This is a genomic window from Sunxiuqinia rutila (assembly GCF_050589705.1).
Lineage (GTDB): Bacteria > Bacteroidota > Bacteroidia > Bacteroidales > Prolixibacteraceae > Sunxiuqinia > Sunxiuqinia rutila.
On record NZ_JBNGOT010000002.1, the window covers coordinates 366,156 to 378,935 of the forward strand.

The window sequence follows — 12,780 nt, forward strand, 5'->3', positions numbered from 1 at the left end:
TTGTACAAATTTCAAAATGAAAGTCACCATTCTCATCCTATACTTTATCTTCATTGTTGCCTTAGGCATTTATTCCTGGCTGAAGATCAAGCAACCTACTGATTACTTCATTGCCGGGAAACGCTCCGGATTCTGGCAAGTATCCGGAAGCTTGCTGGCTACTGTTCTTGGAGGATCGGCTATTTTAGGCACCGTCAACCTGACCAAGGATCAAAGCTGGGCCGCTGCCTGGTATTTAGTGGCAGCCTCCTTGGGCCTGTGGCTTTTGGTGCCTTTAGTAGGCAAAGTCAACCGGCTGGGTAAATACACGCTCACCAACCTGGTTGGGCAGTTTTATGGCGAAACCGCCCGAAAAACGGCCTCAGTCATCATCCCCATCGCCTGGGTTGGAATTGTAGCTGCACAAATCATTGCATCGGCCAAAATACTGTTTAGCTTTTTCAACCTGCCCTACGAAACCGGGGTATTGCTTTCTGGTACTGTTTTTATCTTATACACCTTGATTGGCGGACAAATCTCCATCATTAAAACCGACCTGTTCCAATCGTTCATCATTCTTTTTGGTGTTATCCTAACTGCTTTCCTTTTATGGAATGCGCCCGAACAGGTTCCGGCCTTTAGTCAATCCTTTCCTTTCAACCCTCAATTTTCTCAAATTGACTTGCTGATTTTAGTCCTGACTTTTTCCAGCACGTTTGTCGTTGGCCCCGATATTTATTCGCGTGTTTTCTGTGCCAAGGACGAAAAAACAGCTCGAAAAAGCGTTCGGATCGTTGCCGCTGTCTTACTTCCATTTGCTTTCATTCTTGCGTATATCGGGGTCTTCGCATTCAGTCACCTCCCCAAAGGACAGCTGGAAGAGTCGGCAGCCTTGATTGAAATCATTAACTTGTATTTGCCCGACTGGATTGCCGGCGTAATGGCCGCAGCTCTGCTTTCAGCCGTCCTTTCATCGGCCGATACCACCTTGCTTACTTCTTCCATGATTTTAAGCGAACTGATTCACCCTGACATCAACAACGCGCGCTCTCTGAAAAACACACGCTTTTTCATCTTGCTTTGTGGCATCATCAGTATCCTGCTGGCCCTCAAGGTTACTTCCATCATTGGTACGTTGCTATTGGCGCTGGCCTTTTATTCAGGGGCTTTTATTGTTCCCCTGGTTGCGGCGCTCACCAATCTTAAAGTTAACAAGCGGCTCAGTATCTGGGCCATGATTATTGGCGGCCTTGTTGCGCTAAGCGGAAAACTGGCCATTGGGTTCTGGGAAAATAACTATGGAAACTGGATTATCATATCAGCCTTTGCCGTAAACGCCCTTATTTTGGCTATTCCTGAGAACAAGCAAATTTCCGCTAATAAGTAAGTTTTTTTGCCGGCTGCTGCTCAAAAGCTTAAACCATTATTTCATCTTGCAATTGGGCTTGTTTCTCCCTTCAATTCTGATTGTTTGACGAAAATTGTTTTATCCAGCCGGTGAGAATTATACATTTATCGTGTAATTTATATCTTTGTATGCTTTCAAAATATGGCGGGGTAAAAGCCTGACGATTTTAATCATCTTAAAAAACACCCCGGCTACACAATGAAAACAAAGCACATTCAAAGCTTACAAAGCACCAGAAGATCAAACTGTTTTGAAGTTATTTTGACAACAAAAAATACAGACAAATGAAAATTGCATTAATTGGTTACGGAAGAATGGGTAAAGCGATTGAAGCCATTGCCAAAGAGCGTGGACACGAAATTGTTTTAACCATTGATATGGACAACCAAGACGAGCTCACGGTAGAAAATCTAAAAAAAGCTGATGCCGCGATTGAATTTACCATTCCGGCTTCGGCGCTCAATAATTATAAAACTTGTTTTGCCAGTGGAATTCCCGTTGTTAGCGGAACAACAGGCTGGCTGGACAAAAAAGCCGAAGTGCTGGAAGAAATGAAAAAGCAGGACGGAACCTTCTTTTATGCTTCTAACTTCAGCCTTGGGGTTAACTTGTTTTTTGCCCTGAACAAGAAGTTGGCTGAACTCATGAAAAACCGTACTGAATACGATGTTAGTATGGAAGAAGTTCACCATACAAAAAAACTGGATGCTCCAAGCGGAACTGCCATTACTCTGGCTGAAGACCTGTTTGAAGCCTATCCTGGAAAAGACAGCTGGACCCTGGACGCTCCTCAATCGGCTAATGAATTGCATATTGAAGCCATTCGGGAAGGTGACGTTCCTGGAATTCACCGGGTGAAATATGAATCCGAGATTGACTATATTGAAATTGAGCACAGTGCGAAAAGCCGGCATGGTTTTGCCTTAGGGGCCGTGTTAGCTGCCGAATTCAGTGTCGGCAAGAAAGGGCTGGTCAGCATGAATGATCTTTTAAACCTCTAACATACCTAAAAACTGATGAGAGAAATTTTAACGAACAAATGGTTCAAGTTCATCGTGGTTGCCCTGCTTTACAGTCTCTGGGTGATTTGGATGACAAGCTACTGGTGGCTTATAGGCCTGGTGATTATTTTTGATATATACATCACCAAAAAGGTACATTGGGCCTTTTGGAAAAAGAAAAACCCGCCTGACGGGAAACAAACAAAAGTGGTTGAATGGGTTGATGCCATCATTTTTGCAGTGATAGCTGCCACTTTTATCCGCATGTTTTTTATTGAAGCTTACACCATCCCAACTTCATCCATGGAAAAATCGATGCTTGTTGGCGATTTCCTTTTTGTAAGTAAAACATCGTACGGGCCCAAACTGCCCAATACGCCCCTCTCGTTTCCGTTTGTGCATCACACCATGCCGCTTTCAAAAACGAAAAAATCCTACGTTGAATGGATTCAGAATCCATACAAGCGTATGGCAGGATTTGGCGATGTAAAGAACAACGACGTTGTTGTTTTCAACTTTCCGCATGGCGATACAGTGGCGCTAAACATGCCTACTCAGGATTATTACCAACTGATACGCAGCTATGGTCGCGACCGGATTTGGAATGATGAGCGTACGTTTGGGAAAATCATCAGCCGACCAGTAGACAAGCGTGAAAACTACATCAAACGCTGTGTTGGAATTCCTGGCGATGTATTGGAACTGAAAGAAGGTGAGTTGTATGTAAATGGCAAACCTCAAACCGATTTCCCCGGCGTGCAATACGATTACATCATTACCACAAACGGAACTCCGATTAATCCACGGGTACTTGAGGATATTGGCATTTCCAAAGCCGACCAACAGGTTTTTTCCGGTTCGCAATACCTTTATCCTTTAACGGATGAATACCTTGAGAAACTGGAAAAACTAAACAACATAACTTCCATTAAACGGGTAAATATGCCCGCAGGCAACTGGGACCAGAATATTTTCCCGCACAGTGCCAACTTCAAGTGGAATGTGGACAATTTTGGGCCACTGACCATTCCCAAAAAAGGAGCAACGGTTAACCTGACCATCGAAAACCTGCCCCTTTACGAACGGATTATTGGTCTGTATGAAAATCACGACCTCAGCGTAAAAGACAGTACCATTTACATTGACGGCGTAGCCACAGACAACTATACGTTTGAAATGGATTACTACTGGATGATGGGCGACAACCGACACAATTCGGCAGATTCCCGCTACTGGGGATTTGTTCCTGAAGATCACGTTGTTGGAAAAGCTGTTTTCATCTGGCTTTCGCTGGACAAGGAAAAGAGTTTGCCAGGAAGTATTCGCTGGAAAAGACTATTTTCGTTTGTACATTAAACAAAACGTTTAGGACTAAAAAAGGATAGTGAAGATTTGCTTCATTATCCTTTTTTTTCGTAATTTCCCTCAAAACAAAGCGTATGTCTGCAGGAATTATTTTTTTATTGATACTGGCTTTATTGCTGGTCATTTTCACCTTACAGAATCCAACAACCATCGATCTGCATGTCTTTTTCTGGAATGTGCAGGAGGTTTCTTTGGTACTGGCACTAATCGTTTGTTTAATACTGGGGGTTGTTCTGGCCTTTCTGCTCAGCTATCCTAAAATATGGAAGCTGAAAAGCCAACTGAAAGAAAAACAAAAAAGAATCAAGGAACTGGAGCAAAATGTGTCAGCACCGGCCGAAAAACCGCACATTGAAGGCATTGAGATGACCGACGATAACGACGAAAGTTTCTTTAAGGAGTAAGGGGAATGATAACACCTGATATTTTACTAAGCACAGCGTATTTTCCACCTGTGCAGTACCTTTCTAAATTGATAGCGCATCCAACCATTTGGATTGAAACAGCTGAAAACTTTACCAAGCAAACCTATCGGAATCGGACTGTGATTTTAGCTGCGAATGGACCGGAATCATTGATCTTTCCGGTTGAAAAAGGACGAAGCCGAAAGCAGTTGATTAAAGATATTCGGATTTCGTACGACACCAATTGGCAGCATATCCATTGGCAAGCTATTGTTTCGGCTTACCAGTCGTCGCCATTTTTTGAAGTGCTTCAGGATGATTTTCGACCCTTTTTTGAAAAGCAATATGACTTTCTGCTCGATTTTAACCAGGAGATTCTTAAAACTGTACTCGATATTCTGGAGTTGAATCCAAACCTAAAACTAACGAAGGATTTTGAGGAAGTGCCAGACAACTGCCTGAATTTCCGGGAAGGCATTCACCCTAAACCACAAAAGGCCCTTCCCGACCCGCAATTTAAGGCGCAAACCTACACCCAGGTTTTTGATGACAAATTTGGTTTTACACCCAACCTTAGCTGTTTAGACTTGCTTTTTAACTGTGGATCAGAAAGCTACGAAGTGTTGCTCAAAAGTATTCAGACCGACTGACCCAGTAAGCGCAAAAAGTCGAGAATAATATCAGCATGATCAAAAGCCAGTTCCGGCAATTGATCCAGCTTAAACCAGGCGGCTTCGGCAGCATCATCGCCGCCTTTAACCTCGGCATCAGGCTCTACAAATCCATAAAAAATAACAGAAAGCGTACGTCCTCTCGGATCGCGATCTACCCGATCGTATACCCGGAATTGCTCCAAAAGCCCCACCTCCAGGCCAGTTTCTTCCTTCAGCTCCCGCTTACAGGCATCCGCCAGCAATTCATCCATTTCCACAAAACCGCCCGGTAAAGCCCAGTGGTTTCGATACGGATCGATTGCCCGACGAACAAGTAAAATTTCTGCGGTTTTCTTTTTCAGAATAAGTGCATCAGTAGTAACTGATGGCCTCGGGTATTTGTAAGTATAACTTGCTGTCATTTTTTATGAAATTGGTCAAGACCAAGCTGTCCATCGACAGGCCTTGATTGGTTAGTCAATTATCCGTTTCATTACGCGCATTTTGTGCGAATAGCGCTTGGTCTCTACGTTGAAGATGCCAAACTGGTCTACATTATCAATCCGGACTTTCCCTGAAGAGTGAATGATTTTGTTCTTTTCCCAGATAATTCCCACATGAATAATGTTGCCTTCTTCGTCATCAAAAAACGCCAAATCGCCAGGCAGAGCTTCTTCCACAAACGAAAAAGCCGTTCCACAATGAACTTGCTGACTGGCATCGCGGGGCAACTGGATGCCGGCTTGTTTGTAAATTATCTGAATCAAGCCGGAGCAATCAATTCCAAAAGGCGAACGCCCGCCCCATAAATAAGGCACATTAAAATACATTAAGGCTTGCTGAATGATCAACTTTCGCTCATCAGCTGGTTGTTGATACATGAATTTTCCATTCATCTGATAAACATCCCGATTAATCGAAAATTCTTTTTTGTAGGGCCGCCAGCAGGGCAAAGTACTACCTGCCACAATCATCATGTTTTGTTCGCCCTCTGTTGGAATGAGGTTGAAAATGTCAGTGCAAACAGCAAAAGGAGAGTTAATTACCTTCAGGTAGGCCCGCTCATTTAACTCGGTAATCATTTTTTGATCAACCCATCCTTCATAGCCATCATAGCCCATGGTAATCCGACACCAGCCCATAAATTGTTCATGTACTTCAAAATGTTCCCCAAACAATACCTGGCTGGTCATTTCACTTCGTTCGGAGGGGTCTTTGCGCAAGGGTATGATACTTAGTCCGGAAATTCCGTAATTCATTTGTTTTTTATTACTTTTCATACCAACATGTTACCTGCCAATCCGAAGTGTACCGGACTCTTTGTGGAGGAGAAATATTTTCTCATGGCAAGTTTCATGAAAGAAATTACTAATTTTAAGAGTTCAAATATAACTCATCAAGACTAGTTTTGGGTAGTCTTTGAAAGCCTTTAAAAAAGTATTTATGAAAAAGTTATTAACGCGCCTGGCCCGCTATTACCACTTTTTTTACATCGCCTTCGTATTTATCGCAACTGTTTTTCTGCTTTATTTAATTATTCCCGGTGAAAGTCGGTTTAAATATGAGTTTCAGAAAAATGCTCCCTGGCGACATGAAACCTTGGTAGCTCCGTTTAACTTTGCGATTTTAAAGGGTGAAGAAGAGGTAAAACTTGAGCAGGACTCCGTTAAAAGCCAATACATTCCTTATTTAAAGGTTGATACCCTGCAGGGCATTGCCCAAACAAACAACCTGGCCAAGGTGCTAAAGAATTACCAGGTTGATTCTACCGCAATTCAAAATCTGACCCAATTTTTATCGGACCTTTACCAGACCGGGCTGATTGAACAGGCACCGGCAAATCATCCGGCGCTAACCAATAAACAGGAAGTCATTTTAATTCAGGATAAGGTTGCCACCCGGGTGCCCATCTCCGAACTTTATACGCTAAAATCGGCCTACCAAGGACTGAGCGACACCGTTCGCGCCAGCATTGGTGATCGCTTTGAAACCTTTAATCAGGCTGTTAACCTGAGTGACTTTCTCATTGCGAACGCAACCTATGATGAAGCACTAAATACCAGCGAACTACAAAAACAGCTGAATGAAGTTTCCATCACACAAGGCATGGTTCAAACCGGTGAACGAATTATTTTTAAAGGAGATATCGTTACGCCTGACAAATTTGTGATTCTGGATTCATTGAAGAAGACCTACGAAACCAAGCGCGGACAAAATATTGAACGCTACCTTTTAATAATTGGAAAGGTAATCCTGATTATTTCCTGCTTGCTGGTTCTTATTTTCTATCTCTACCATTTCAGGCCCGAGATCTTTAATCAGAAACGACGCCTGAGTTTTATTCTTGTCATGATCGTACTGATGGTTTTCACTTCGCGTTTTGTGAACGACCGCGATTTTATTGACTTGTATCTAGTTCCTTTGGCTATTCTACCAATCCTACTACGCATTTTCTTCGATTCGCGGACGGCCATTTTCACCCTGCTGGTAACCTCGCTCCTGATCGGTTATTTCGCCCCCAATAATTTCGAGTATATTTTCTTGAATCAAGTTGCCGGCATTATTGCTGTTTTTAGTTTGGATAAGCTGCATCGCCGATCACATTTGATCCTCACTGCCATCTGGGTGTTTTTCAGCTATGCTGTGGTATTCTTGGCTCTTAGCATGATTCAGGAAGGCAATATTGAGTCTATCCCCTGGCAAGAATTGCAGTGGTTTGGCGGCAATGCACTACTTATTTTATTAGCTTATCCGTTGATTTACATTTTTGAAAAGTTATTTGGCTTTGTATCGGATGTAACACTTATGGAGCTTTCAGACACCAATCAGCCTTTGTTGCGTAAACTGGCCCAGGAAGCTCCGGGAACCTTTCAGCATTCCATGCAAATTGCTAATCTGGCTGAAGAAGTGATTTTACGAATTGGCGGAAATCCGTTCCTGGTTCGCGCTGGTGCGTTGTACCATGACATTGGGAAAACCAACCAACCTGCCTTTTTTGTCGAAAATCAGGTGGCAGGAATGAGTCCGCACAGTGGTCTTGACAATAAAGAAAGTGCCAAAATTATTATCGATCATGTTACCCATGGGGTGAAAATTGCCCGCCGTCATAAGCTTCCTGAAATGATTATTGATTTTATCAGTAGTCATCATGGCACCACACAAGCCAAGTATTTTTATACCACGTATAAGAACGATCACCCTGACGAAGATGTTGACCCACGCGAGTTTACTTACCCAGGTCCACCGCCCAAAAGTAAAGAAACCAGCGTGGTTATGCTTACCGATGGCATTGAAGCAGCTGCAAGGGCCTTGAAGGAAAAAACACAGGACAACCTTCGCGAGTTAATTGAGAAAATGGTTAAGGATAAACTTGAGGCTGGTCAGCTGGAAAACGCTGATTTAACCTTACGAGATATTCGAATTTTTAAAGATACAATTCTTGAAAAATTGATAAACATTTACCATGTTCGTATTGAATATCCGGAAGAAAAAACTCCGAACAAAAAGTAATTCAACCAAACACACTTTTCCAACTCCTAAACTTGAAAGAGCTGCATGAACATACTGAAAAAGAACTGTTATACGAACTAAAAAATGGCAGTGCTAAAGCTTTTGATACTTTATTTAATACCTACGGCAAACGACTCTACTTTTTTGCGTTGGGCTATTTAAAGTCCGAGATGGAGGCCGAAGAAGTGGTACAGGAAGTCTTTTACAAAATCTGGAAGAAGCGTGAATTGATTAACCCGGAGCTTTCTTTCAAAGCCTATATTTTCAAAATTGCCTTCAACCACATTCGCGAGCTTTTCCAGAAACTCAATTTGCAACGCGCCTATCAGCACGTAATCATCAATCAAGCAAGCGGATTCAGTAATCGGCTGGATGAGCAAACCAACTACCAATCCTTACTGGACCAAGTCAATCAAATTATCAATCAACTACCTCCTCGGCAAAAAGAGAGTTTTATCCGAAAGCGTCAACAAGAACAATCCATTAAGAAAATTGCCGCTGATTTAGAGCTATCGCCCAAAACGGTTGAAAATCATCTGACACAGGCCTTGAAAAAAATTCGGGAAGCCCTTGAAAATCGAAACATTGGAGGAGAACTCTATTATCTCTTATTCATAAAAAACTAATAAACAGACATATCTGTTTATTTCATTTTTTTACAGGCCAACTAGGGGATCAGCCTGAGTTATCCCTATTACTTATACAGCAAAGCCAACAATACCTGTCGGTTTTCTTAAGCTGGGAAAACAATGAAAAAAATAGGGGTTGTCGAGTTACGCTTTTTCAATAAAAACAGAGATTATCTCTGGCCAATTCCTTATATTGAATTAGATACGAATACCGCAATGGAGCAAAACCCCGGTTACGGGAATTAACTTAACAGTTCTAATCATTGCGACTTCTGTAAAATAGAAGTCGCAATTTTAACAACCTTTACATAAATGTCTAACTAAATTTTTCAATCATGAATCCAGGAAAGAAAATATTCCACTTTTTAATCATTTTCATCTTATTTGCCTCCTTATCAGGAAATACTTTTGCGAAAAAACGAAGCTATGACATCGTCATCTACGGAGGAACTTCGGCTGGAGTATCGGCTGCCATCCAAAGTTCCAGGATGGGAAAATCAATTCTGCTGATTGAACCGACCAACCGAATTGGAGGCCTAACCACAGGAGGCTTGGGCGCGACTGACATCGGCAACAAACAAGTGATTGGTGGCATCTCTCGCGAGTTCTATCAAAACATCAAAGAGTATTATTCGGAACCGGCAAACTGGAGATGGCAACGTGCTGAAGATTATGAACAAGCACGAAACAAAAAGAATGAAGATGCCATGTGGACCTTTGAACCTTCTGCTGCTATAAAAGTATACCACGAAATGCTCAAGTCAGAAAAGGTAGATATCGTCTACAACCAGCGACTAAATCGTGAAACTGGTGTCAAGAAAGAAGGCACCAGGATTGTGGCTATTGAAATGGAAAACGGAGCTAGCTACAAAGCGCAAATGTTTATTGATGCAACCTACGAGGGCGATTTAATGGCTGCAGCTGGTGTTAACTACACCTACGGACGCGAATCGAACAAACAGTATGGTGAAACTCTAAACGGAGTGCAGACAAATAACTTCAATGTAACACTAAGAGGAACAGTATCTATAAACTCTAGACATCACAACTTCATCAGCCGCGTTGATCCCTACATCGTAAAAGGCGATCCTTCAAGCGGACTTCTTCCCTTTATAAACGAAGGCGGGCCAGGCGTTGAAGGAGATGCAGACAAAGGCATACAGGCCTATTGCTTTCGCATGACCCTGACAGATCATCCTGAAAACAGAATCCCTTTCAAGAAACCGGAAGGATATAATGAATTGGAGTATGAGTTGCTTTTCCGGAACTATGAAGCTGCTGATGGGCCAATCGAAGAAATGTATTCCTATGGCGATCCCCTGGTTCCGTGGATCAACTCTAAAATGCCCAATCGAAAAACAGATACCAATAATCAGAAAGGTTTTTCAACTGACTTTATTGGACAAAACTACGATTATCCGGAAGCCTCCTACGCTGAACGCGATAAGATTGTAGAACGTCACCGAAGCTACCAGCAGGGGCTTATGTGGACTTTGGCTTATCATCCACGCATCCCAAAAAAAGTACGCGATGCGGTATCGCAATGGGGAACTTGTAAAGATGAGTACGAGCGTGAAGACGGCTGGCAACAGCAACTTTACGTGCGCGAAGCCCGTCGCATGATTAGTGACTACATTATGACTCAACACAACTGTGAAGGCTTTGAAACAGCTGAAGATGCTATTGGAATGGCTGCCTACGGTATGGATTCACATCAAGTACAACGTTACGTCGATGCCAATGGCTATGTTCAAAACGAAGGTAATGTTGAAGCTCATGGCTTTAAGCCCTACCCAATCAGTTACCGTAGCATTGTTCCTTCGCAAAACGAGTGCTCTAACCTCGTGGTTCCTGTTTGTGTCAGCTCAACCCACATTGCTTTTGGCTCCATCCGCATGGAACCTGTTTTTATGGTGTTAGGACAATCGGCAGCAACAGCAGCCTCCCTGGCAATCGATGCGAATTGCGCTATTCAGCAGGTGAATTACACTGATCTGAAAGCAAAACTACTAAGCGACAAGCAAGTGCTTCAGCACGTCAGCAAATAACGCTCAAATAGCAGGGGAGCTATCCCCTGCTCTATTCATTTAGATACTAACGACCACATACTTATTCGCTTTTCCACATTAACCACACAACCAACATCAACCTCAAACAAATCATGAAATGAAATATGCATTACTTACATTCTTAGCATCCGCCCTTCTTTGGAGTTGCCAACCAAAGCAATCAACGACTCCAGTTTATGAAGCCGATGTGATCATCTATGGAGGAACTTCGGCAGCAGTCATTGCCGCAGTAGAAGTCAGTCAATCCGGAAAGTCTGTTCTAATTGTTTCTCCCGATAAACACCTAGGCGGATTAACTTCAGGAGGTTTGGGCTATACCGATACGGGCAACAAATCAGTCATTGGAGGACTTGCGCGTGAATTTTATCACAAAGTTTGGCTCCACTACAACGACTCTGCTGCCTGGGTTTGGCAAAAACATTCGGAGTATGGAAACAAAGGACAAGGCACGGTAGCCATGGATGGAGAAAACCGCACGATGTGGATTTTTGAACCTCATGTAGCAGAACAAGTATTTGAAGATTTTGTCAAAGAAAACAACTTAACCGTCTATCGGGATGAATGGCTTGACCGGGAAAATGGCGTAAACAAAGACGGCCAGCAAATCATCAGCTTTAAAACCTTATCCGGAAAAACGTTTAAAGGGAAAGTCTTTATTGATGCCACCTACGAAGGTGATCTGATGGCCGAAGCCGGAGTGAGTTATCATGTTGGCCGCGAAAGCAAAGACACTTACAATGAGCGATGGAACGGTGTGCAAACCGGAGTTTTGCACCACCAGCACTGGTTTAAAGCAAACATTTCGCCCTACAAAATTCCGGATGATCCAAACAGTGGCGTGCTTCCCCGCATTTCAACAGAGCCGCCCGGAGAATATGGAGCGGGTGATGATAAAATCCAAGCCTACTGTTTTAGAATGTGTATGACGAACCATGACGAAAACCGCCTCCCTTTTCCTAAACCGGACAACTACGATCCAAGCCAATATGAACTGCTCCTGCGTGTTTTTGAAACGGGACGTAAGGATTGGTTCAACAAGTTCGATCCCATTCCAAACAAAAAAACCGACACCAACAACCACGGTCCTTTTAGCAGCGATAATATTGGAATGAACTATGATTATCCAGAAGGAAGCTACGAGCGTCGCCGTGAAATCATCCAGGAACACAATGACTACCAAATGGGCTTACTATGGTTTGTTGCTAATGATCCTCGCGTCCCTGAAGCAATACGGACAGAAATGGCAAGCTGGGGATTGGCTAAAGATGAATTCACAGACAACGACAACTGGCCGCATCAGCTTTATATTCGAGAAGCCCGCCGGATGATTGGGGAATATGTAACCACCGAGAATGACGTGCTCCTAAAACGAGAAGTCCCCAAGCCTGTAGGTATGGGCTCTTACGCTATGGATTCGCATAATGTGCAGCGCTACATTACACCGGAAGGCTTTGTTCAAAACGAAGGCGACATTGGCGTTCATCCTCCAGGCCCCTATTCCATCTCTTACGGATCACTCACGCCCAAGCCAGAAGAATGCACCAACTTGTTGGTTCCGGTTTGTTTGTCTTCCAGCCACATTGCTTTTGGCTCCATCCGTATGGAACCGGTCTTTATGATCCTGGGACAGTCGGCTGCAGTCGCTGCCGTAATGGCTATCGACGGAAACCACGCAGTTCAGGAAGTTCCCTACTCGAAGTTAGAAAGACAGTTACTAGCCAAGAAACAGGTATTAACAAAAGCTCCTTAATCCTGCATGGAG

Annotated in this window: 12 protein-coding genes; 10 read left to right on the top strand and 2 right to left on the bottom strand. The window is 43.2% G+C overall.

The features are described from left to right. Window positions 1-16: 16 nt before the first annotated feature. The 5 genes from ACRD6K_RS03310 to ACRD6K_RS03330 all read left to right on the top strand — a co-directional run bounded on the left by ACRD6K_RS03310 (window position 17) and on the right by ACRD6K_RS03330 (window position 4,807). Window positions 17-1,366, top strand: a complete 1,350-nt coding sequence (locus ACRD6K_RS03310; RefSeq protein WP_430972071.1) for a sodium:solute symporter family protein — start codon at window positions 17-19, stop codon at window positions 1,364-1,366. Window positions 1,367-1,671: 305 nt separating this feature from the next. Further along, complete coding sequence (gene dapB / locus ACRD6K_RS03315; RefSeq protein ID WP_299577828.1) at window positions 1,672-2,388, top strand: 4-hydroxy-tetrahydrodipicolinate reductase; 717 nt, start codon at window positions 1,672-1,674, stop codon at window positions 2,386-2,388. A 15-nt stretch (window positions 2,389-2,403) separates the two neighbouring features. Further along, window positions 2,404-3,744, top strand: a complete 1,341-nt coding sequence (gene lepB / locus ACRD6K_RS03320) for a signal peptidase I (protein WP_430972072.1) — start codon at window positions 2,404-2,406, stop codon at window positions 3,742-3,744. A gap of 83 nt (window positions 3,745-3,827) precedes the next feature. Beyond that, window positions 3,828-4,157, top strand: a complete 330-nt coding sequence (locus ACRD6K_RS03325; protein WP_430972073.1) for a LapA family protein — start codon at window positions 3,828-3,830, stop codon at window positions 4,155-4,157. A 5-nt stretch (window positions 4,158-4,162) separates the two neighbouring features. Then, a complete protein-coding gene (locus ACRD6K_RS03330) occupies window positions 4,163-4,807 on the top strand; it encodes a WbqC family protein (protein WP_430972074.1) in 645 nt (214 codons plus the stop codon). On the opposite strand, the gene ACRD6K_RS03335 is transcribed toward ACRD6K_RS03330, so the two are convergent. Both ACRD6K_RS03335 and ACRD6K_RS03340 read right to left on the bottom strand, forming a co-directional pair. Further along, window positions 4,795-5,232 (bottom strand): NUDIX hydrolase, encoded by a 438-nt coding sequence (locus tag ACRD6K_RS03335; protein ID WP_299577832.1) that lies wholly within the window; start codon window positions 5,230-5,232, stop codon window positions 4,795-4,797. The two genes, ACRD6K_RS03330 and ACRD6K_RS03335, sit on opposite strands and share 13 nt — an antisense overlap. A gap of 51 nt (window positions 5,233-5,283) precedes the next feature. Then, complete coding sequence (locus ACRD6K_RS03340) at window positions 5,284-6,090, bottom strand: C40 family peptidase (RefSeq protein WP_430972075.1); 807 nt, start codon at window positions 6,088-6,090, stop codon at window positions 5,284-5,286. A gap of 163 nt (window positions 6,091-6,253) precedes the next feature. Between ACRD6K_RS03340 and ACRD6K_RS03345 the strand changes: the two genes are divergently transcribed. From ACRD6K_RS03345 to ACRD6K_RS03365, 5 genes are all read left to right on the top strand, one after another. Further along, window positions 6,254-8,320 (top strand): HD family phosphohydrolase, encoded by a 2,067-nt coding sequence (locus ACRD6K_RS03345; protein WP_430972076.1) that lies wholly within the window; start codon window positions 6,254-6,256, stop codon window positions 8,318-8,320. Window positions 8,321-8,352: 32 nt separating this feature from the next. Next, complete coding sequence (locus ACRD6K_RS03350) at window positions 8,353-8,946, top strand: RNA polymerase sigma factor (RefSeq protein WP_430972077.1); 594 nt, start codon at window positions 8,353-8,355, stop codon at window positions 8,944-8,946. Window positions 8,947-9,069: 123 nt separating this feature from the next. After that, window positions 9,070-9,195: a RagB/SusD family nutrient uptake outer membrane protein gene (locus tag ACRD6K_RS03355; RefSeq protein WP_363322874.1), complete on the top strand. Its 126-nt coding sequence runs from the start codon at window positions 9,070-9,072 to the stop codon at window positions 9,193-9,195. Between the two features lie 89 nt (window positions 9,196-9,284). Then, complete coding sequence (locus tag ACRD6K_RS03360) at window positions 9,285-10,997, top strand: FAD-dependent oxidoreductase (RefSeq protein ID WP_430972078.1); 1,713 nt, start codon at window positions 9,285-9,287, stop codon at window positions 10,995-10,997. A 118-nt stretch (window positions 10,998-11,115) separates the two neighbouring features. Beyond that, entirely contained in the window at window positions 11,116-12,768 is a 1,653-nt protein-coding gene (locus ACRD6K_RS03365; RefSeq protein ID WP_430972079.1) for an FAD-dependent oxidoreductase, read from the top strand. Window positions 12,769-12,780 lie beyond the last annotated feature (12 nt).